At 66.0% G+C, this 20,088-nt stretch carries 20 protein-coding genes; 8 read left to right on the plus strand and 12 right to left on the minus strand.

Features of this window, described 5'->3' with window-relative positions; translation table 11 throughout:
- Positions 1 to 42 precede the first annotated feature (42 nt).
- Both BM031_RS11565 and fliB read right to left on the minus strand, forming a co-directional pair.
- Positions 43 to 1,572, minus strand: a complete 1,530-nt coding sequence (locus tag BM031_RS11565; RefSeq protein ID WP_091874720.1) for a flagellin N-terminal helical domain-containing protein — start codon at positions 1,570 to 1,572, stop codon at positions 43 to 45.
- 303 nt (positions 1,573 to 1,875) lie between these two features.
- The gene (fliB, locus tag BM031_RS11570) at positions 1,876 to 3,102 is read right to left on the minus strand and encodes a flagellin lysine-N-methylase (RefSeq protein WP_091874721.1); all 1,227 of its coding nucleotides are present in this window, start codon (positions 3,100 to 3,102) and stop codon (positions 1,876 to 1,878) included.
- 196 nt (positions 3,103 to 3,298) lie between these two features.
- Here fliB and BM031_RS11575 point away from each other — a divergent pair, with 196 nt between their 5' ends.
- Positions 3,299 to 3,559 carry a hypothetical protein gene (locus BM031_RS11575; protein WP_091874722.1) on the plus strand — a complete coding sequence of 87 codons (261 nt, stop codon included), beginning with the start codon at positions 3,299 to 3,301 and terminating at the stop codon, positions 3,557 to 3,559.
- 37 nt (positions 3,560 to 3,596) lie between these two features.
- Here the strand turns inward: BM031_RS11575 and BM031_RS11580 are convergent, their stop codons facing one another.
- The 4 genes from BM031_RS11580 to BM031_RS11595 all read right to left on the minus strand — a co-directional run bounded on the left by BM031_RS11580 (position 3,597) and on the right by BM031_RS11595 (position 8,004).
- On the minus strand, positions 3,597 to 5,165 hold the full coding sequence (locus BM031_RS11580; RefSeq protein WP_091874723.1) for a GGDEF domain-containing protein: 1,569 nt from the start codon (positions 5,163 to 5,165) through the stop codon (positions 3,597 to 3,599).
- Positions 5,166 to 5,268: 103 nt separating this feature from the next.
- Complete coding sequence (locus BM031_RS11585; RefSeq protein WP_091874724.1) at positions 5,269 to 5,916, minus strand: response regulator; 648 nt, start codon at positions 5,914 to 5,916, stop codon at positions 5,269 to 5,271.
- On the minus strand, positions 5,909 to 7,360 hold the full coding sequence (locus BM031_RS11590; RefSeq protein ID WP_177207726.1) for a sensor histidine kinase: 1,452 nt from the start codon (positions 7,358 to 7,360) through the stop codon (positions 5,909 to 5,911). The genes BM031_RS11585 and BM031_RS11590 overlap by 8 nt, the downstream gene beginning before the upstream one ends.
- The gene (locus BM031_RS11595) at positions 7,357 to 8,004 is read right to left on the minus strand and encodes a hypothetical protein (protein ID WP_177207727.1); all 648 of its coding nucleotides are present in this window, start codon (positions 8,002 to 8,004) and stop codon (positions 7,357 to 7,359) included. Before BM031_RS11595 ends, BM031_RS11590 begins: the two co-directional genes overlap by 4 nt.
- A gap of 57 nt (positions 8,005 to 8,061) precedes the next feature.
- Here BM031_RS11595 and greB point away from each other — a divergent pair, with 57 nt between their 5' ends.
- The 4 genes from greB to BM031_RS11615 all read left to right on the plus strand — a co-directional run bounded on the left by greB (position 8,062) and on the right by BM031_RS11615 (position 11,643).
- A complete protein-coding gene (greB, locus tag BM031_RS11600) occupies positions 8,062 to 8,631 on the plus strand; it encodes a transcription elongation factor GreB (protein ID WP_091874726.1) in 570 nt (189 codons plus the stop codon).
- A gap of 57 nt (positions 8,632 to 8,688) precedes the next feature.
- Positions 8,689 to 9,282, plus strand: coding sequence for a biliverdin-producing heme oxygenase (locus BM031_RS11605; protein WP_091874727.1), 594 nt, complete (start codon positions 8,689 to 8,691; stop codon positions 9,280 to 9,282).
- Positions 9,283 to 9,382: 100 nt separating this feature from the next.
- Positions 9,383 to 9,808, plus strand: a complete 426-nt coding sequence (locus tag BM031_RS11610; RefSeq protein ID WP_091874728.1) for a YciI family protein — start codon at positions 9,383 to 9,385, stop codon at positions 9,806 to 9,808.
- A 239-nt stretch (positions 9,809 to 10,047) separates the two neighbouring features.
- The gene (locus tag BM031_RS11615; protein WP_091874729.1) at positions 10,048 to 11,643 is read left to right on the plus strand and encodes a methyl-accepting chemotaxis protein; all 1,596 of its coding nucleotides are present in this window, start codon (positions 10,048 to 10,050) and stop codon (positions 11,641 to 11,643) included.
- A gap of 179 nt (positions 11,644 to 11,822) precedes the next feature.
- Here the strand turns inward: BM031_RS11615 and BM031_RS11620 are convergent, their stop codons facing one another.
- From BM031_RS11620 to BM031_RS11645, 6 genes are all read right to left on the minus strand, one after another.
- Positions 11,823 to 12,221 (minus strand): VOC family protein, encoded by a 399-nt coding sequence (locus tag BM031_RS11620; protein WP_091874730.1) that lies wholly within the window; start codon positions 12,219 to 12,221, stop codon positions 11,823 to 11,825.
- A gap of 91 nt (positions 12,222 to 12,312) precedes the next feature.
- Positions 12,313 to 12,936 (minus strand): DUF1294 domain-containing protein, encoded by a 624-nt coding sequence (locus BM031_RS11625; protein WP_091874731.1) that lies wholly within the window; start codon positions 12,934 to 12,936, stop codon positions 12,313 to 12,315.
- Positions 12,937 to 12,946: 10 nt separating this feature from the next.
- Positions 12,947 to 15,187 (minus strand): RelA/SpoT family protein, encoded by a 2,241-nt coding sequence (locus BM031_RS11630; protein WP_091874732.1) that lies wholly within the window; start codon positions 15,185 to 15,187, stop codon positions 12,947 to 12,949.
- 76 nt (positions 15,188 to 15,263) lie between these two features.
- Positions 15,264 to 15,467, minus strand: coding sequence for a DNA-directed RNA polymerase subunit omega (gene rpoZ, locus BM031_RS11635; protein WP_091874733.1), 204 nt, complete (start codon positions 15,465 to 15,467; stop codon positions 15,264 to 15,266).
- A gap of 46 nt (positions 15,468 to 15,513) precedes the next feature.
- The gene (gene gmk / locus BM031_RS11640; RefSeq protein WP_091874734.1) at positions 15,514 to 16,158 is read right to left on the minus strand and encodes a guanylate kinase; all 645 of its coding nucleotides are present in this window, start codon (positions 16,156 to 16,158) and stop codon (positions 15,514 to 15,516) included.
- Between the two features lie 166 nt (positions 16,159 to 16,324).
- Positions 16,325 to 17,212 carry a YicC/YloC family endoribonuclease gene (locus BM031_RS11645; RefSeq protein WP_091874735.1) on the minus strand — a complete coding sequence of 296 codons (888 nt, stop codon included), beginning with the start codon at positions 17,210 to 17,212 and terminating at the stop codon, positions 16,325 to 16,327.
- 93 nt (positions 17,213 to 17,305) lie between these two features.
- Here BM031_RS11645 and BM031_RS11650 point away from each other — a divergent pair, with 93 nt between their 5' ends.
- Genes BM031_RS11650 through rph form a run of 3 tightly spaced genes read left to right on the plus strand, consistent with a single transcriptional unit; the run spans position 17,306 to position 19,961 of the window.
- The gene (locus BM031_RS11650; RefSeq protein WP_091874736.1) at positions 17,306 to 18,283 is read left to right on the plus strand and encodes a serine/threonine protein kinase; all 978 of its coding nucleotides are present in this window, start codon (positions 17,306 to 17,308) and stop codon (positions 18,281 to 18,283) included.
- 8 nt (positions 18,284 to 18,291) lie between these two features.
- Positions 18,292 to 19,230: a PP2C family protein-serine/threonine phosphatase gene (locus BM031_RS11655; protein ID WP_091874737.1), complete on the plus strand. Its 939-nt coding sequence runs from the start codon at positions 18,292 to 18,294 to the stop codon at positions 19,228 to 19,230.
- A complete protein-coding gene (gene rph / locus BM031_RS11660; RefSeq protein WP_091874738.1) occupies positions 19,227 to 19,961 on the plus strand; it encodes a ribonuclease PH in 735 nt (244 codons plus the stop codon). The genes BM031_RS11655 and rph overlap by 4 nt, the downstream gene beginning before the upstream one ends.
- Positions 19,962 to 20,088 lie beyond the last annotated feature (127 nt).

Below are 20,088 nucleotides of genomic sequence, written 5' to 3' on the forward strand. Positions count from 1 at the left end.
AACCGGCCGGGGAGTGGGATGTGCTACCTGTCCTTGAAGGGATTAGCCACGCAGCAGGGACAGCACGCCGTTCGGCAGCGAGTTGGCCTGGGCCAGCATCGCGGTACCTGCCTGCTGCAGGATCTGGCCGCGGGTCAGGCTGGCGGTTTCCGCTGCGAAGTCGGTGTCCTGGATGCGGCTACGTGCGCTGCTCAGGTTTTCCGACGTTGCCTGCAGGTTGCTGATGGTGTTGGTGAAACGGTTCTGCACCGCACCCAGCGACGCACGGGCGTTGCTGATGTTGGCCAGGGCCGCGTCGATCACCTTCAGTGCATCGTTGGCGCCGGATGGGGTGCCGTTGGTGGTCTTGGTCACGTCGATCGACGCCACCGACGACAGGCCGCTGCTGTAGGTCGTTGCGGCAGCCGTGAACACACCAACACCAGCCGACGAAGCGGTGAAGGCCGACGACGAGCTCAGGGTCACCTTGCCGCCGACGGTCGCGGTGTCGCCGTCAGCCGCAGCAGCTGCCAGGGTGACCGGTGTGCCGGAACCGCCTTCGCTCCCCGCGGCGCCGGTCATGGTGATCGTGGTCTGGGTGCCGTTGTTCTTCAGGCCGATGTTGTAGCCTTGCGACTGGGTCAGGGCGATCTTGCCGGTCGACAGGTCGGCCACGGCGGTGATGCCGGTGGCGCCGGTCTGGTCGTTGATCGCCTTGGTCAGGCCCGACAGGTCGTTGGCGCCGGTCAGGGTGGCGCTCACGGTCACCGGGTTGGCGCTGCCATCGGCCTTCGGCGCGCCCTGCAGGGTCAGCGAGAAGGTGCCGGCAGCGAAGCCGCCCAGGGTTGCCGAGGTGCTGGCCGAAGCGCTGACACCGGTGTTGCCCGAAGCGGCGTTGATCGCGTCGGCGATCTTCTTGCCCGAATCGCCGGCAACGGCGGTGTAGGACATCGAGGTGCCGTTGCCCTGGACCGTGATGGCGCCGCCGGCCACGTTGTTGGCAGGAATGGTGCCGGCAGTGCCGGCGCCGCCCTTGACCGAGTTGACCATGGTGCCGCCGGTGTTCTGGGCCAGGGTGTTGTTGCCGATGGCCGAAGCCTGGGCGCTGCCGATCGAGAAATTGATCGTCTGGTTGGCGTTGGCGCCGACCTGGAACTGGGCGTTGTTCAGGGTGCCGTCCAGGACGTTTTGGCCGTTGAACTGGGTGCTGGTAGCGACGCGGTTCAGTTCCTGCTGCAGCTGGCCGACTTCCTGCTGGATCGACGAGCGGTCCGACGAGGAGTTGGTGCCGTTGGCTGCCTGCACGGTCAGGGTACGCATACGCTGGAGCAGGTCGGTTGCAGTCGACAGGCCGCCTTCAGCCGTCTGTGCCAGCGAGATACCGTCGTTCGCGTTACGCGCTGCCTGGTTCAGGCCGTTGATCTGGCTGGTCATGCGGTCCGAGATCGCCAGGCCAGCTGCGTCGTCCTTGGCGCTGTTGATGCGCAGGCCGGAGGAGAGGCGCTGCAGCGAAGTCGTCAGGGAGCTTTGCGACGCGTTCAGGTTACGCTGCGAGTTGAGGGAGGCGGTGTTGGTGTTGATCGTCGATGCCATGGTGTTTCTCCAAACTGTATTTCGGGGTGGGCCACTGTGCCCTGTTCACTTTGGTCCGCCACCCTTTTCCGTGACGATCAAACCGCTGTTGATGCTGGTAACGTGTTCCTGTGGGAAAACTTTAGCGAAAGATTTTTTTATTTTGCCCCTCAAGTTCATGCTGCTGGCTCGTTTAGACGGCAGGGTGAGTCCGGACTTTAGGGGGTAAATAAATTATTTTTCGCGTAAAAAAAATGCAGATTGCGCGGTGGTGCAGATGAAAAAAGCCGGCGAGCCGGCTTTTTTATTGGCGCCTGGACAAGATCAGGTCCTGAGCAGGGTGAACAATTTGTCGAGTCGAGCCCAGCCGCCCTTGCGCAAGGCTTCATCGATCGTCTGGCCGAGGCTGGCGTTGTGGTGGAACAGGCGGCTGTACACCTGCACCGTCAGCGCCAGGCCATTGGCGTCGGGCAGTGGTCCTTCGGTATTGCAGCGCGCCGCCAGCATCAGGCGCAGGAGGCCGAAGCGGGTCATCAGGCGCAGGAAGCTGTCGAACGGCGCCTCCGCGGTAAAGGGAAACAAGCGCACGAACATTTCGTTCAACAGGTAATGTTCCAGCAAGTGGGGCGCCGCCGCCAGGGCCTCGGGCAGGCGCGCAATGCCGGCGCGGTAGCTCTCCACCACGCGCTCGGCACTAACCTGGCCGCTGCCGGCATCGGCGCCCAGGCCGGCGCCGACCGCCTCGATGACCTGGCGGCGGACCTGTCGATTCGTTGCGCGCGGAATGCTCTCGAACAGGGCCGAGAACACCATCGCCTGTGCCGCATGGTCCGGCTGCAGCGGCGCCAGGCTGTCGATCAGGGCGCCATCCTCCAGCAGGCTGGTGAACTGGGCAACCAGCGCCACCATCGCCTCGCCATCCTTGCGCGCCACCGGCCCGTCCAGGCTTTCGCAGAACAGGCCGAGCACCGCCAGGCGCTGCCACAGCTCCAATTCCTGTGCGCGCATCAGGTTGATGCAGAAGTAACGCACCTCGTTGACGGCGTCCGCCGAGAAGCCGGGGTTGGCCTGCACCGCTTTCACGACCTCGGGCCGCGCCGTCATGCTGCCTTCCTCGAACTCGAAGGCGTCCGGCGCCAGCAGCGCCAGGCGCGCCGCTTCAGGGCAGGACAGTTCGAGCGCATGCTCGGACTGGCCGGCGACCTCGGTCGACACGCGCGGAAAGGTGAAGCAGGTGTGCGACAGCGCGCCCTCACCATGGTCGCGGTGCACGCTGCACAGTTTTTCTTCGAGCAGCGCACAGTCCGAGCCTGCTTCATCGAGGGCGATGTGGCCGTAGTCCGTGTCCTGGCGCGGTGCGGGATTGATGCGCACCACCTTGGCAAGCCGCCCGTTGGTCGGCGCACTGTAGGCGTCGAAGGTTTTCTTGTCGAGACTGATACGCCACTCGTTGCAGCAATTGTCTTCGCAGGACGGGCCCAGGCAACTGAAACGAGACACATAGCGCGGCTGCAGGGACGGGGCGGTGAGGGTCGGATGGCTGATAGGCATGGCGGGGAGCTGATATTTATAGGAGTGGCTAGCCGCAAGTCTAACTCTGGGGCAACACCTTGTAAGCCGAAAAGACCGCCCGCTTCCCGTCGCTATTCTCCGTTTCCACCTTGGGTGCTATCGCTCGCATGGTCAAGATGCTACGATTCCTTTCGGATCAGATCGTATTCATTCAACCAAGGCAGGGGAGAACGGCATGAACAAGCTGGCAATCGGGGGTGTGCTACTGGCGGCGGCATTGGCGGGATGCGCAGCGCCGCCGCAAGCGCCGGACGTCCCCACGGAAGCCGAACTGATCGCCAACGCCGGCAACACCGCCGGCCAGGACGGCCACCAGATGACGGGCAGCCGCATCAAGGGCCGCAGCTCGACCGACCGCATGCTCAAGGCGGTCGGCGCGCAAGGCGCACGCGACGAGCTGCGCAACGCCGCGCGGCCCGGCGCGCTGGTAGAGTAAGCCGGGCTAATCTAATAGAAAAATAGCTTAGCGAAGCTTAATCTGCGACCACGACCCGGTTCTTGCCGCTTTGCTTGGCCTGGTACATGGCGCGGTCGGCGCGCGACATCAGGCTGGCCTGGTCTTCGTTCGGCACCCGCAGGGCAACCCCGCACGAGAAGGTGATCAGCATCTTCTCGTTGTCGTGCATGAAGAAGTGGCGGGTCAGTTCGCGCTGCACGCGCACCATCGCCGCCGCCGCCGCTTCCACCGTCGTCTCGGGCAGCAGGATCAGGAATTCCTCGCCGCCGAAGCGGGCGATCACGTCCATCGAGCGCAGCGTGTCGCGCACCACCTTCACCAGGTGCTTGAGGGCGCCATCGCCGGCCAGGTGGCCGTAGGTGTCGTTGAGCTTCTTGAAATTGTCCAGGTCGAGCATGGCCACGCACAGCGGCGTGTCGCGACGGTCGGCGCGCGCGCTTTCGCGCTCGAACACGTCGTCCAGGCCGCGGCGGTTCAGGCTGCCGGTCAGCTGGTCTTCGCGCACCAGCTCGCTCATATGCTGCAGTTCCGCTTCCAGCATGCGGATCCGTTCCTCGGCTTCCTGCACTTCCTGGTGCACCGCCACCATGCGGTCGCGCGAGGCCAGCGCCTCGTCCTGGGCGTTGCGGGTCTCGCGCAGCACCTCGTTCAGAACGTCGTTGAGTTCGTTGATGTTCGAGGCCTGGCTGATGCGCTCGGTGAAGCCGCCCAGCTTGGCGTGATAGTCGCCGGTCGCGGCGGCCACGCTGCCGAGGCGGTCGATGAAGGTCATCATCATGTTCTTGACGGTGGCGCGCACGTCCGAGATGCTGTGGCGCAGCTGGCCCTGCTTCAGGATCACGTCCTTCAGGCTGCGGGTGGCGTCTTCCAGCGCGCGCGCGTCGAGCGGGCCGGCGATCAGGTCCTGCACGGCGGCGATCTGGCCGCGCATCCAGCTGTCGTCGTCGAGCAGCTCGGTGATATTGTCCAGCAGCAGGCGGAACAGGCGCAGCAGCAGTTCCTGCTGCTCGGCCGAGTCGCCGCTGCGCAGTTCGATCTGGTAGCACAGCTGCTTGAGGCGGGCGGACAATTCCCCCATCTCGGCCTCGCCGCGCGCCAGCTTCACCGCGGCGCCCAGCGATTCGGCTTCCGCGACCTGGGCCGGGCTGCCGGCCAGCAGGGTGGCCAGCGCATAGGCCAGTGAGCGGCCCAGCATCTCGCGCAGGTGGCGCAGGTCGGGGTCTTCGTCGCCCAGCGCCATCACGGGCGTGTTGCGGCGCAGGTGGCGCTCGGCCACCTGGCTCAGGGCCTGGGCATAGCCGTTCCAGTCGGCGCTTTTCGCCAGGCGCAGCATGCGGCGGCCATACTCGGACACTTCGCCGGGCGTATCGGCCAGGCGGCGCGCAAAGGTCTCCAGCACCTCGATGGCGGCGCTGTCGGCCGCCACTGGCGGGGCCGGCGGCGGCGTGCCGGTGATCTCGTCATAGATGGCGCGGTAGGCGTCCGGCGTGGGCGCGATCCGGCGCGTGGCCAGGCGACGGAAGGCTTCGCGGGCGATATCGGCGGGATTCTGGGCGGTGACGGCGGGAGGAGACGAGATGGACATGGCTGTAATGACAGGAATTGCGGCTTGGCGACATGATAATCAGCTTTCTTGCCAACCATCAATTAAAAAACGGTAACAATCCCTCTCAATTACAACAAACGCATCAACCGACCAGCTGGTTGCGGATCGCGTAATGGGTCAGCTCGGCGCTGTTCTTGAGTTTCATTTTTACCAACAGCCTGGCGCGGTACTCGCTCACGGTCTTTACCGACAGCGACAATTCGCGCGCGATGTCGCTCACCGTCATGCCGGAAGCGATCATGGTCAGGGTCTGGTATTCGCGGTCGGACAGGGCGTCGTGCAGTGGCGTGTCGTGGTCTTCGCCCACCTGGGCCGCCAGGGCCTGGGCCAGCGCGGCGCTCACGTATTTCTGGCCGGCTGCGACCTGGCGGATGGCGGTGACCAGCTCGCGCGGCGCGCTCTGCTTGGTCATGTAGCCGGCCGCGCCGGCTTTCAGCGAGCGGATCGCGTACTGGTCTTCGCGGTGCATCGACAGCATCAGCACGGCCAGCTCGGGCTTGTCCTTCTTGACCTGCTTGAGCACCTCGATGCCATTGCGGTCGGGCAGGGAAATATCGAGCAGCATCACGTGCGGCCGCGCCTTGCCGACCAGCTTGATGGCGTCGAGCCCGGTTTCCGCCTCGCCGGCCACGATGATGTCGCGCTGCTCGGCCAGGATCTGTTTCAGGCCTTCGCGGACGATCGCATGGTCGTCGGCGATGAACACGCGGATTGTTGCTTTGTCAGTCATCGTTCCCTGTTTCGCTTGCCAGCCTGATCTTGATAGTCACCATCGTGCCACCTCCGGGCGCCGCCGACAAGGCCAGCGTGCCGCCGAGCGCCTTGGCGCGCTCGTTCATGCCGCGCAAACCGAAGGAATGCGGCTTGAGGCGGTCGCTGGCGTCGATGCCGCGGCCGTTGTCGCAGATGCCCAGGGTGAGGTGGGCGCGCTGGCGCCGCAGCGTCACCGTGACGCGGGTGGCGCCGGCGTGCTTGGCGATATTGGTCAGGGCTTCCTGGAAAATACGGAACAGCGCGGTGGCGTGGTCGTCGTCCAGCGCGATGTCGCCCTCCGGCCCGCGGAACACGCAGGCGATGCCCATCTGCTTTTCGAATTCGCGCGCCTGCCATTCGAGCGCGGCCACGATGCCCAGGTCGAGCATGGTCGGGCGCAGGTCGAGCGAGATCCGGTGCACCGCCTCGATGCTGCGGTCGACCAGGTCGTCGAGGTAGTTGGCTTTTTCCAGCAGGGCCGGCTGGCCGTCGGGCAGGCGCGCGGCCAGCATGGCCAGCGCCATCTTGATGGCGGTGAGGTTGCCGCCCAGGTCGTCGTGGATCTCGCGCGCGATGCGGGCCCGTTCCTGTTCCTTGACCTGCTCGATGTGGTCGGTGAGTTCGGCCAGCCGCGCGCGCGAGCGCACCACTTCCTGCTGCTCCTGCTTGCTGGCGCTGATGTTGGTCATGATGCCGTCCCACTGCACCGCGCCGCCGTCCACCGGGTGCGGGGTGGCGCGCAGGTTGATCCACTTGACGTCGTTCCAGGCGTCGATCCAGATCCGGCCTTCCCAGTTCCAGCCCGACAGGCCCGCGCGCGAGGCCGCCATCGATTCGCGGTAGCCCTGGCGGTCGTCCGGCAGGATCAGGCCCTCGAACAGGCCGGCGTCGTGCTGCAGGGCCGAGACCGGCAGGCCGAGCAGGGCCTGGCAGCCGTCGCTCAGCCAGGGAAAGTCGACCCGGCCGTCCGGGTGCAGCACGAACTGGTACACCAGCCCCGGCGTATTGCGCACGATGGCGTCGAAACGCGCCTGCGACTGGGCCAGCGCCTGTTGCGCGGCCTGCTCCAGCGTCAGGTCGTCGGCGATCGCCAGCAGCAGCGAGCGGCCGTCGCGCACGATGCGCAGGAAGCACAGCCGCACCGGGTAGCTGCTGCCGTCGGCGCGCTTCAGGCGCGTGCGAAGGCTCACCTGAGCGCCGACTTCCTCGCCCAGGCCCGCCAGGACGTCGGCGAAGGCGGCGCGGTCGAGCGCGGGGGCGAGGGCGCAGGCGTCCATGCCCTGCAGCGTGGCGGCGTCCATCCCCAGGTTCAGGCGGGCGGACTGGTTGGCGTCGACCACGGCCAGCGTGGCGGCGTCGAACAGGTAGATTTCGGCGGCGGCCGCCTGCATTTCGGCCGCGAGGGAGGGCAGTGGACTCATGGAAGCTCGGTTTCGGTTTCGGTCGCGGAGGCGGACTTGCCTTGGGGGCGGGCCTGCTCGCGGGTACGGAAACGGGTCCGGAAGCGGCGCAGCACGCGCAGCAGGTGGCTCGGCTGGCGCCCGGCGCGGCGGCGCAGCAGGCGCAGGCCGCGGCGCGCGCGGGACAGGGCGGCCCGCACCTGGCGCCAGAAGTTGCTGGCGCGCAGCGCGCCCAGCAGCCGGTCCTGGAACGCCATGAAGCCGCCATGCCAGCGCGCGAACCAGGCGACAGTAAGGAGCGTGGGCAGGGTCAGCACATAGATGCGCGCCACCACCATCGCGCCGCCCAGCTTGGCGGCGACGAAACCGGCGATGCCGGCCAGCGCATGACCATGGGCAATGGCGATGAGGGCCAGCAGCTTGACCGGCAGCAGCAGCAGCCCCGGCAACAGGAAGGCGCACAGGGCGGCCCAGGCCGGCAGCCGGCGGATGCGGGCTTCCAGCCAGCGCAGCGGCGGCCAGGTGGCCAGCCGGGCGGCGGCGCGGCTGCCGGCGTCCCAGGTCCAGGCCTCGGCCAGCAGCACCAGCGCCGCCAGCTGGGCCAGCGGCGCGAGCAGGCGCGATCGCCCTGGCTTGACTGGTGCTGGCTGTCTGGCTCGTCTCATGCCTGCATGATACGGGAAGCGGCGGCGTTGGGGCGCCAGTGCCGTTACAATAAGGCGATGAACAAGGCATTCGTAAAAGAGTCCGACAACGACGAAGACGACGCGGACGCGTTGGCGCTGGCCCAGGCAATCCCCGCCGGGGCCAAGAACTACATCACGCCGGCCGGCTACCAGGCCATCAAGGACGAGCTGCTGCAGCTGATCGACGTCGACCGCCCCGAGGTGGTGCGCATCGTGCACTGGGCCGCCTCCAACGGCGACCGTTCGGAAAACGGCGACTATATCTACGGCAAGCGCCGCCTGCGCGAGATCGACCGCCGCATCCGTTTCCTCACCAAGCGCATGGATTCGGCCGCCGTGGTCGACCCGAGCGTCCATCATGGCAACGACCAGGTGTATTTCGGCGCCACCGTCAGCTACCTCAACAAGACGGGCGAGGAACACACCGTGACCATCGTCGGCATCGACGAGCTCGACCCGCTGCGCGGCAAGATCAGCTGGGTCTCGCCGGTGGCGCGCGCGCTGACCAAGGGCCGCGAAGGCGATATCGTCACCCTGCAGACGCCGCTGGGCGCCGAGGAACTCGAGATCCTCTCCGTCGACTACCCGGAACCCATCACCGACTGACTCCGGCGGCAGGGCTGGTAAGATGAGCGGTCCGCCTTTCCTTGCCGTTTTGCACCTATGAACCGTCCCAACGATTCCGCCCGCGACACCGACGTCCTGGCCGCCCTGCGCGCCGCCACCGCCACGCGCCACGAAGCCCTCGACAGTGGCCTGCCGCTGTCCGCGCCGGGCGCCTCGCTGGCCGACTACGCCGCCCACCTGCGCATGCTGCGCGACTGGCTGGCGCCGCTGCAGGCCTGGCTGGCCGGCTTTCCGGATGGCCCGCAGGCGCACGCGGCGCTGCCGCCCGTGCCGCGCCTGGCGCTGATCGACGCCGACCTGGCCGAGCCGGGCCTGCCGGGAGAGCCGGCAGCGCGCCCGCCGGCGGTGTGGCCGCTTGATGCCAGCGCCGCCTACCGCTGGGGCGCCGCCTACGTCATCGAAGGCTCGCAACTGGGCGGCGCCGTGCTGTACGCGCGCCTGGCCGGGCCGCTGGCCCCGCACCCGCTGCGCTACCTGCGCGGCGATGCGGGCGGCCCCGGCCCGCGCTGGCGCGCCTTCATGCAGGCGCTGCGCGCGGCCGTGCGCACCCCGGAAGAAATCGCCGACGCCTGCGCGGGAGCCTGCGCGGCCTTCGACGTCATCCTGGCGCCAGCACCGGTCAACACGTAAAAAATTTCCCCGGACGGCGTCGATTCCGCACCGCGCCGATCGTCGTACTGTCAAACGGCGGCAGCACTGCCACGACCAACCACACCAACGGGAGGAAGCCATGCGTTTCATGATCTTACTGAAAGCGGACCAACACAGCGAAGCGGGCGAGATGCCGAGCGAGGAATTGCTCACGGCGATGGGCAAGTTCAACGACGAGCTGATCAAGGCGGGCGTGATGGTGTCGGGCGAAGGCCTGCACCCGTCCTCGAATGGCGCGCGTGTGCACTTCGGCAAGGATGGCGGCGTGCGCGTGGTCGACGGCCCTTTCGCCGAGACCAAGGAACTGCTGGCCGGCTTCTGGATCTGGCAAGTACAGTCGAGGCAGGAAGCGATCGACTGGGTCAAGCGGGTGCCCATGCCCATGATGGGCGGCGAAGCCGAGATCGAGATTCGCCAGGTGTTCGAGATGGAAGACTTCGGCGACGCCATGACGCCGGAACTGCGCGAGCAGGAAGAACGCCAGCGCGCCGCACTGGCCGGATAAGGTCTCCCCCGGGCGCTCGCCTGTCCCTGCCCGCCAGCCCATAGCCGGGTTCGGCGGCATGGGAATACGTAATTTCCCTCAGTTGCGCGTTTGACGCACTGCAGCATAGTTGCTGTTCCGCAATGATATAGTTGGCGGCTGTCTGTACGGCAGGTGCCCCCGCGCCCCTCCATGCTCCCTGTCCCATCCAATTCCGGGCGTCGCCTACTTGGCACGCCCACCACCAGAAGGAAGCTGCAGTGAAAAACCTCAAGATCGGTGCCCGCCTGGGTATCGGATTCGCCATCGTCCTGTCCCTCTTGCTCGTCGTGACCCTGACCGCCGTGATGCGCATGCAGTCGGCCGGCGACCTGACGCACCGCCTGGTGAACACCAGCATCAAGAACCAGCGCAACGTGGCGGAGTGGAGCAAGCTTATCGAGCTCAACAATGCGCGCCTGGAAACCGTGTTCGTGGCCAGCGATCCCGCGGTCGTCACCGACATCGCGCAGCGCATGAAAGCCGTGTCCGCCCGCTCGACCGAGCTGCAGGACGATATCGAGAATTCGCTGCGCAACGAGGCCGCCAAAGCCCAGTTCGTCGTCGTCAAGCAGGAACGCACCGGCTACCTGGCCGCGCGCGACGCGCTGTTCAAGGCCAAGCTGGCCGGCGACAACGAGCTGGCAGCCACGGTGTACCGCGACCAGCTCGGCCCGCGCACCGCCGCCTTCCAGGCCGCGATCGACAAGCTGGCCAAGCTGCAGATCACCGCTGCCGACGGCGTCGCCGCCAGCATCCTCGACTCCTACGACAGCACCCGTACCTTGCTGATCTCGCTGGGCCTGGCCGCCATCGCCCTGGGCGTGGCCTGCGCCTGGCTGATCACCCGGTCGATCACGGTGCCGATCCGCGCTGCCGTCGCGGTGGCGCAAAAGGTCGCGTCCGGCGACCTCACCAGCCGCATCGCCGCCCACAGCGGCGACGAGACCGGCCAGCTGATGCGCGCGCTTGGCGCCATGAACGACAGCCTGGCCGGCATCGTCGGGCGCGTGCGCACCGGCACCAGCACCATCGCCGTTGCCTCGGACGAGATCGCCGCCGGCAACCAGGACCTGTCGGCGCGTACCGAACAGCAGGCCAGCTCGCTGGAAGAAACCGCGGCATCGATGGAAGAGCTGACCTCGACCGTGAAGCAGAACGCCGACAACGCCCGCCACGCCAACCGCCTGGCAGGCGAGGCCGCGATGATCGCGGGGCAGGGCGGCGTGATGGTGGCCGAAGTGGTCTCGACCATGGGCTCGATCAACGAATCCTCGCGCAAGATCGTCGACATCATCAGCGTCATCGACAGCATCGCCTTCCAGACCAATATCCTGGCGCTGAACGCAGCGGTCGAGGCGGCCCGTGCCGGCGAGCAGGGCCGCGGCTTCGCGGTTGTCGCGACCGAAGTGCGCAACCTGGCCCAGCGTTCGGCCACGGCGGCCAAGGAAATCAAGGCGCTGATCGACGACTCGGTACGCAAGGTGCAGGACGGCACCGGCCAGGTCGACCGCGCCGGCGAGACCATGAACGAGATCGTCCGGAGCATCGGCCAGGTGACGGCGATCATGAGCGAGATTGCCAACGCCAGCGAAGAGCAGCGCGCCGGAATCGAACAGGTGAACGGGGCGATCGTCGAGATGGACCGCGTGACCCAGCAGAACGCCGCACTGGTCGAAGAGGCGGCCGCTGCCGCGCTGGCCATGCAGGAACAGTCGGCCGAACTGTCGGAAGTGGTGGGGACCTTCCAGCTGGAAGAAGCCGGCCGCAGCCTGCGCCCGCAAGTGGCGCCGCGCACCCAGCTCGCGCTGGCATAACACCGCGCCAGCAGTTCTTTCGCTACCCGAAAGACCGTCGCACCGGCGAAGGCCGGTGCCTGATTTTTTCGCGCAGTCGAGAGGCGGGCAGAACTTGGATTCCCGCCTGCGCGGGAAGTCATGTCCCCCGGTGGGGGACATGACGTGCCCAGTGCAGCTCAGTGAATGCCGCTGGCTGCCTACCCCAGCTTCCCATCCCCCGCCGGCGGCTCCCACAGCTCCACCTTGTTGCCCTCCGGGTCGATCACCCACCCGAACTTGCCGTATTCCGAATCATCGGTCTTGTCCAGCACATTGCAGCCTTCCTCGCGCAGGACCTGCAGCAGCGCCGCCAGGTCGTCGACCCGGTAGTTGATCATGAAGGACGCCGTGCCCGGCGCGAAGTGGTCGCTGCCGGCGGTACCGATCGACCACACGGTCATGCCGCCGTCCGGCGCGCGCGCTTCCTCGTTCCACAGGAAGGCGGTGCCGCCCCAGTCCATCACGTCGATGCCGAGGTGCTGCTTGTACCAGGCGCGCAGCGCCACCGGGTCCTTCGCGTTAAAGAAGATGCCGCCGATACCAGTAACCCGCTTCATGTGAACTCCGATCTGGACAATGTGGGGGACGGCTTGTCAGCCGCATCGAAACATTATCGAGTAGGTAATGCAATTAAGCAAACCGGCGGGATCAGCCGGCCAGCAGGCGCCAGATGCCCGGCCAGAACGGCGACAGGTACAGGCCCAGCACGCCGCAGTTGACGGCCACGCTGGTCCACAGGGCGCTGCGGAAGGATTCCTTCTTCGACTTGTGCCGAAAGAGTCGCCTGGCCACCAGCGCGCCCGGCCAGCCGCCCAGCAGGCCAAGCAGGTGCAGGGTCGCTTCCGGGGTGCGCTGGCGCTGCGCCCGGGCGGCGGATTTGTCGAGGCCGTACACGACGGCGGTGAAGGCGCTCAGGCCGAGGTAGAGGAACAGCACCAGCCAGGGCAGCTTGCCGGCCAGGACGCAGGCGCCGACGAACAGCAGGAAGGCGACCGCCCACAGCGGCGCGGCGCGGCCCGGCCGGGGCGACGCCCTGCGCGCCGCGCCGGCGCGGACGAAGGCCACGTTCTCGGCCCGCGCCTGGCCCTTGTCATTGGACGCCAGGTCGTAGGTGACGATCTCGTTGGCGACCGGCCGCCCCGGCGCCGTGAACGACTTGATGTGGACGAACACGGTCGGTCCGCCGCCATTGGGCGTGATGAAGCCGAATCCCTGGTCGTCCTTCCAGGTCGTGATCCTGCCCTGGTAGCGCGGCGCCGGCTTGCCTCTCATCGACGGCGATTCAGGACCGCTCGCGCTCGACGCGATTGACGCCCGCCACCCTGCGCAGGTTGCGGATCAGCTGGGCCAGGTGCACCCGGTCTTTTACCTGGATGGTGAAGCGCAGCTGCGTCATGAGGTGCTCGTCGTCCTCGTCCATGCCCACATAGGTGATGTTGGCGTCGGACTCGCCGATCTCGGCGGCTACGCGCGCCAGGATGCCTTTTTCATTGTTGATGAGCAGGCGGATGCGGCAATCGAAGCGGCGGTTGAGTTCTTCGCCCCACTGCACGGCGATCCAGCGGTCCGGTTCCTTGGCGCGCACGCGCTTGGCCGGCAGGCAGTCGCAGGTGTGCACCACCAGGCCCTGGTCGCGCCGCAGCTGGCCGATGATCTGGTCGCCCGGGATCGGCAGGCAGCACGGCGCCAGCTGCACCGACACGCCTTCGCTGCCATAGATCGTGACCGGGTCGATGTCGCCGCCGGCGGCCGGCTGGGTGGAGGGCGGGTGTTCCGGGTCGCCGTCCATCAGGCCGAAGATGTGGCGCGCCACCAGCGCCGGCATGCGCTTGCCGATGCCGATGTCGGCGTACAGCTCCTCCATCGACTTGGCCGACGATTCGGCCAGCAGTTTCTCGATGGCGCCCGGCGACAGCTCCGGGTTGATGTTGCGAGCAGCCAGGGCCCCGGCCAGCAGTTCCTGGCCCAGCTCCACCGACTCGTTCACGTTCACGGTGCGCAGGTAGTGGCGGATCGCGGAGCGCGCCTTGCCGGTGCGGACGTAGCTCAGCCAGGTCGGGCTGGGGCGCGATTCCGGGTCGGTGACGATTTCGACGATGTCGCCGTTGTGCAGCTCGTTGCGCAGCAGGGCCGGCTCGTTGTTGATCTTGACCGACACCGTATGGTCGCCGATGCCGGTGTGGATCGAGTACGCGAAGTCGAGCGCGGTGGCGCCGCGCGGCAGCGCGATGATCTTCGACTTGGGCGTGAACACGTACACCGAATCGGGGAACAGGTCGACCTTCACGTGCTCGAGGAATTCGGCCGAGTCGCCGGTCTGCTGCTGGATGTCGAGCAGCGACTGCAGCCAGGCGTGGGTGCGCTGCTGCAGGTCCGACATGTTCGAGTCGCCGGTCTTGTACAGCCAGTGCGCCGCCACGCCGCTTTCGGCCGTGCGGTGCATGTCCTGGGTGCGGATCTGGAATTCGACCGGGGTGCCGTAGGGGCCGATCAGGGTGGTGTGCAGCGACTGGTAGCCGTTGATCTTGCGGATCGCGATGTAGTCCTTGAACTTGCCGGGCATCGGCTTGTACAGGGCGTGCAGGGTGCCGAGCGCCACGTAACAGTTCGGCACCGTGTCGACCACCACGCGGAAACCATATACGTCCAGCACCTGCGAGAACGACAGGTGCTTGTTGCGCATCTTTTTATAGATGCCGTACAGGGTCTTTTCGCGGCCATAGACTTCGGCCTCGATGTGGTTGGTGCCCAGCTGGTTCTTGACCGTCTCGAGGATCTTCTTGACCACCTCCCGCCGGTTGCCGCGCGCCGCCTTGATCGCCTTGGCCAGCGTCTGGTAGCGCAGTGGGTACAGGTGCGAGAACGACAGGTCCTGCAGCTCGCGGTAGATGTTGTTCAGGCCGAGGCGGTGGGCGATCGGCACATACACTTCCATCGTCTCGCGCGCGATGCGGCGCTTCTTGGCCGCCACCATCACGCCCAGCGTGCGCATATTGTGCAAGCGGTCGGCCAGCTTGATCAGGATGACGCGCACGTCCGAGGCCATGGCCAGCAGCATCTTGCGGAAGTTCTCCGCCTGCGCTTCCACCTGGCTCTGGAATTCGATTTTCTCGAGCTTGGACAGGCCGTCGACCAGGTTGGCGACCTGGGCGCCGAAGCGCTCCACCAGGTCGTCCTTCTTGACGTCCTGGTCTTCGATCACGTCGTGCAGCAGCGCGGCCATGATGGCCTGGGCGTCGAGCTTCCACTCGGCGCAGATTTCCGCGACGGCGATCGGATGGGAGATATACGGCTCGCCCGACTTGCGGACCTGGCCAAGGTGCATCTCGTCGGAGAAGCGGTAGGCTTCCTTGACTTTCTTGAGCTCGGCGGGGGTGAGGTAGTCGGACAGCTTGTTGATCAGCTGCGTCACCGAGGCGACGCCCGGGGCGGGCGCCGGTACTTCGGCGTCTTGCGGTTTGCCCGCCCGGCGCGAGCGGGCAGGTGTGGCTGGATGGGTCGAATCCGGGGAAGTCAGTTTCATGCGTTATATCGATCAGCCAGTGTAGGCACAGAATAACAGATTCAACGACTTACCAATCCCGGGAACCCAAAGGGTATTACATCGGTACTTTTTTGAGCATCTCGATGCCGACCTTGCCGGCGGCGATTTCACGCAGCGCGACGACGGTTGGCTTGTCCTTGGCTTCGACTTTCGGGGTGTGGCCCTGCAGCAGCTGGCGTGCGCGGTAGGTCGCGGCCAGGGTCAGCTGGAAACGGTTAGGGATGGTCTTGAGGCAATCTTCAATGGTGATACGGGCCATGGTCACTCCTAAATAGACTGTTTTGCGGCAAACCTTGCGGCGCCGCTTATGATTGTTGTTGCGCGTGGATTCCAAGCTGGGCAAACAAGTCGGCGTTACGGGCCGCTTGTTGGGCGAAACGGCAACGTGTCGCTATGACAATCGCCTGCAGTTGGGCCAGGGCGACGTTAAACTCTTCGTTGATGATAGCATATTCGAACTCCGGAGCGTGAGCGATCTCCCCCCCGGCGGCCAGCAGGCGGCGGGTGATGATGTGGGGTTCGTCGGTGCCGCGCTTGTGCAGGCGCTCTTCCAGCGCCTCGATCGACGGCGGCAAAATGAAAATGCCGGCCGCATCCGGAAACTGCTTGCGCACCTGGCGCGCGCCCTGCCAGTCGATCTCCAGCAGGATATCCGTTCCCAGCTTCATTTCCTGCTCCACCGTCAAGCGGCTGGTGCCGTAGTAATTGCCGTGCACTTCCGCCCATTCCATGAATTCGCCACGGTCGGCGCGCGACACGAAGTCTTCGGTCGACGTGAAGTGGTATTCGCGGCCATCCTGCTCGCCCGGGCGCGGCTGTCGCGTGGTGGTCGAGATCGACAGCTTGATGCCCGGTTCCTGTTTCAGCAGGGCGTTGACCAGGGTCGATTTGCCGGCGCCGGACGGGGCGGCGACGACGAACAGGCTGCCGGAGAGGGCGGGAGTGATCATGGTGTGGTCCTTATTAACACGTAGCGTTCATCATAACGTCGAACGCGCGGGCGAGGGACCCGTCCACCCATCGTAGGGTGGACGGGGTAATTCGGAGCAATGCGAGGAATTACGAACGGCCGCGCGTTCAAACATCGGCCGCGCATTGTTGCGCGCCGACAACAAATCATTCCAGGTTCTGCACCTGTTCGCGCATCTGCTCGATGAGCAGCTTGAGCTCCATCGACGCATCCGCCAGCTCCTTCACCGAGGCCTTGGCGCCCAGCGTATTGGCTTCGCGATTGAGCTCCTGCATCATGAAGTCGAGGCGCTTGCCGACCTGGCCGCCCTTTTTCAGGATATGACGGGTTTCGTTCAAGTGAGCCGACAGGCGCGACAGCTCTTCGGACACGTCGATGCGGATGCCGTACAGCGTGACTTCCTGGCGAATCCGTTCCAGCACTTCCTGGCGGCTCAGGACCGATGGGTTGCCGTGACCGGCCAGGCCCAGCGCGTCCTGCATGCGCTCGATCGCCTTGTGCTGGAACTGCGAGATCACCTGCGGGATCAGCGGCGTGATGCGCTTGACGATGACTTCCATCGCGTCGATGCGCGACATCAGCATGCCTTCCAGCGCCGCGCCTTCGCGCTTGCGGCTGTCGACGAAAGCGGCGACGGTGGTGGCGGTGAGGGCGGCGACATCGAGCTGCAGCGACTCCTGGCCCACGTTCGATTCTTCGATCACGCCGGGCCAGCGCAGCAGCTCGGCGACGCTCATCTGGGCGGCCTGGGCAAAGTGCCGGGTCACTTCGGTTTGCAGGCGGGCGAGGTCGGACAGCAGTTCCTGGTTGAGCACTTGCGAGCCGCCGGCGGCCTTGCGGCCGAACGACAGGCGCACTTCGACCTTGCCGCGCGTGATCGCGGCCATGATGGCCGAGCGCAGGTCGGGTTCGAGTGCGCGCAGGTCGTCGTTGATGCGGAACTGGAGATCCAGGAAGCGTGAATTGACGCTCTTGATCTCAATCGTGAGGGTGCCGGCAGCGCCTTCGCTGGTGGCGACCGCATAACCTGTCATGCTCGAAATGCTCAAAGATATCCCCGGTTTTTATTCTTTACAAAGCCGACATTTATCCACACAATCGTCCTGTTAAGCAAGGAAACTCCCTGGATGGCTGCACAGAATAACGCCCCCCTGCCCGACGGGCTGGAAATTGCCGGATATCGCATTGTAAAGAAAATTGCGTCTGGTGGGTTCAGTATTGTTTATCTGGCATATGATGCCGAAGGCAACGCCGTCGCCATCAAGGAATACCTTCCCAGCCAGCTCGCCTTGCGTGCTCCCGGCGAGCTTTGTCCGAGCGTTTCGAAGCCCAATTTGCCAGTGTTCCGCATTGGCCTGAAATGCTTTTTCGAAGAGGGGCGGGCGCTGGCGCGCATCGTCCATCCGAACGTGGTGCGGGTGGTGAACTTCTTCCGCGCCAACGAGACCGTATACATGGTGATGGCCTACGAATCCGGCCACACCCTGCAGGACCACATCGCGCGCCTGCATGCCAGGGGCAGCCGGATGGGCGAGGCGTCCATTCGCCAGCTGTTCAATGGCGTGTGCGCCGGCGTGCGCGAAGTCCACGCCAACAAGCTGCTGCACCTGGACCTGAAGCCGGCCAATATCTACCTGCGCAGCGACGGCTCGCCCCTGCTGCTCGATTTCGGCGCGGCGCGCCAGACCATCAACATCGACGCGCCGATGCTCGCGCCCATGTACACGCCGGGCTTCGCGGCGCCGGAGTTGTACAGCAAGGCCGCTACGCTCGGGCCCTGGACCGACATCTACAGCATCGGGGCGGCCATGTATGCCTGCATGACGCGCTCGATGCCGCAGGCGGTCGAGGCGCGCAGGGACGAAGACAAGACAGTGGCGCAGTTCGCCAAGCTGGCCGGCAGCTATTCGCCCGAGCTGGTCGACATGGTGGCCTCGTGCATGGCGCTCGACCCCTTGGCGCGGCCGCAAAGCGTGTTTTCGATGCAGAAGGTGCTTCAGGCGGCGCCCTCGGTGACGGCGCCACTCGAGGATGAAGAACCCGTGGCGCGGGCCGGCGGCTGGCGCGGCCTGGTCGAACGCCTCGGCGGCAAAGTACGCACTTAGGAGCGAGCATGCAGTTTTCCGTCTACCAGCAGACCCACATCGGCGGGCGCAAGGTCAACCAGGACCGCATGGGCTACAGCTTCACGCGCGACGCGCTGCTGCTGGTGCTTGCCGACGGCATGGGCGGGCACCTGCACGGCGAGATCGCCGCGACCATCGCGCTGCAGACACTGTCGATGATGTTCCGCATGCAGGCCAAGCCCTATGTGAAGAAACCCGAGCGCTTCCTGGAAGAAGCCTTGACCCAGGCGCACTGGGACATCCTGGCCTACGCCGAAGCCCACAAGCTGCCCGAGACGCCACGCACCACCGTGGTGGCCTGCCTGGTGCAGCACAACTGCGCCGTGTGGGCCCACTGCGGCGACTCGCGCCTGTACTGGGTGCGCCGCAACCAGGTGCTGGCGCGCACGCGCGACCACTCGCACCTGGAACACCTGATCGAGCGCGGCAAGGCCACCGAGGCAGACCGCAACACCCACCCCGACCGCAACAAGCTGTACAACTGCATCGGCGCCGGCCAGGCCCCGAAGATCGACATCTCGCGCCAGGCCAGCCTGGAACCGGGCGACACCCTGCTGCTGTGCTCCGACGGCCTGTGGTCGATGCTGCCGGAAACCGAGATCGTGCACCGGCTCTCCAGCTCCACCATCGTGCAGGCGGTGCCGGACATGGTGTCGATGGCGGCCGCGATCGGCGGCGCGCGCGCCGACAACACGACCGCGCTGGCGATCACCTGGCAAGGCGCGGAAGGCGCGGGCGCCGCTGCGCCCGGCATGATCTCGACCCAGATGCTGCCCGACGACGCCGTCAGCTCGACCATCACGGCCGGCACGCCGCTGGCGCCGGGGAGCGACGCGTTCGACGAAGATGAGATCGAAAAAGCGATCGCCGAGATCCGCGAGGCGATCGAGAAGTCCTCCCAATTACTCAAACAAGGCACTCCATGAGCTTCGAACAACGCCCGAGCGGCCGCGCGGTCGACCAGCTGCGCACCATCCGCCTCACCCGCCAGTACACCAGGCACGCCGAAGGCTCGGTGCTGATCGAATGCGGCGACACCAAGGTGATCTGCACCGCCAGCATCGAAGAGAAGGTGCCGGGCTTTTTAAAAGGAAAGGGCCAGGGCTGGATGACCGCCGAATACGGCATGCTGCCGCGCTCCACCCACACCCGCATGGACCGCGAAGCGGCGCGCGGCAAGCAGTCCGGCCGCACCCAGGAAATCCAGCGCCTCATCGGCCGCTCCCTGCGCGCCGCCTTCGACCTGGCCGCCTTCGGCGAACGCACCCTGCACCTGGACTGCGATGTCATCCAGGCCGACGGCGGCACCCGCACCGCCTCGATCACCGGCGCCATGGTGGCGGCGTACGACGCCTTCAACGCGCTGGTGGGGCAGGGCGTCCTGCCCGCCGTACCCGTGAAGCACTTCGTCGCCGCGATCTCGGTGGGCGTGTACCGCGGGATGCCGGTGCTCGACCTGGATTACGTCGAAGATTCGGATTGCGATACCGATATGAATATCGTGATGACGGAAGAGGGGCATTTCATCGAAGTGCAGGGCACGGCGGAAGGCGCGGCGTTCGACCGGGCGGGGATGAACCGGCTGCTGGATCTGGGGCAGTTGGGGATTGGGGAGTTGATTCAGATGCAGAAGCGGTCGTTGGGGTTGATCGGCTGATTTGGCCGGGCTGACTTCGGCATGGAACTTCGGTCCCGGCCTGCGCTGGGACGACATGCTGAAAGTACCACTTAACGATGAGCCGTCGTTCCGGCGCAGGCCGGAACCCAAGTCCGCTCCGTACCCA

Source organism: Massilia yuzhufengensis (assembly GCF_900112225.1).
Taxonomy (GTDB): Bacteria; Pseudomonadota; Gammaproteobacteria; order Burkholderiales; family Burkholderiaceae_D; genus Telluria; species Telluria yuzhufengensis.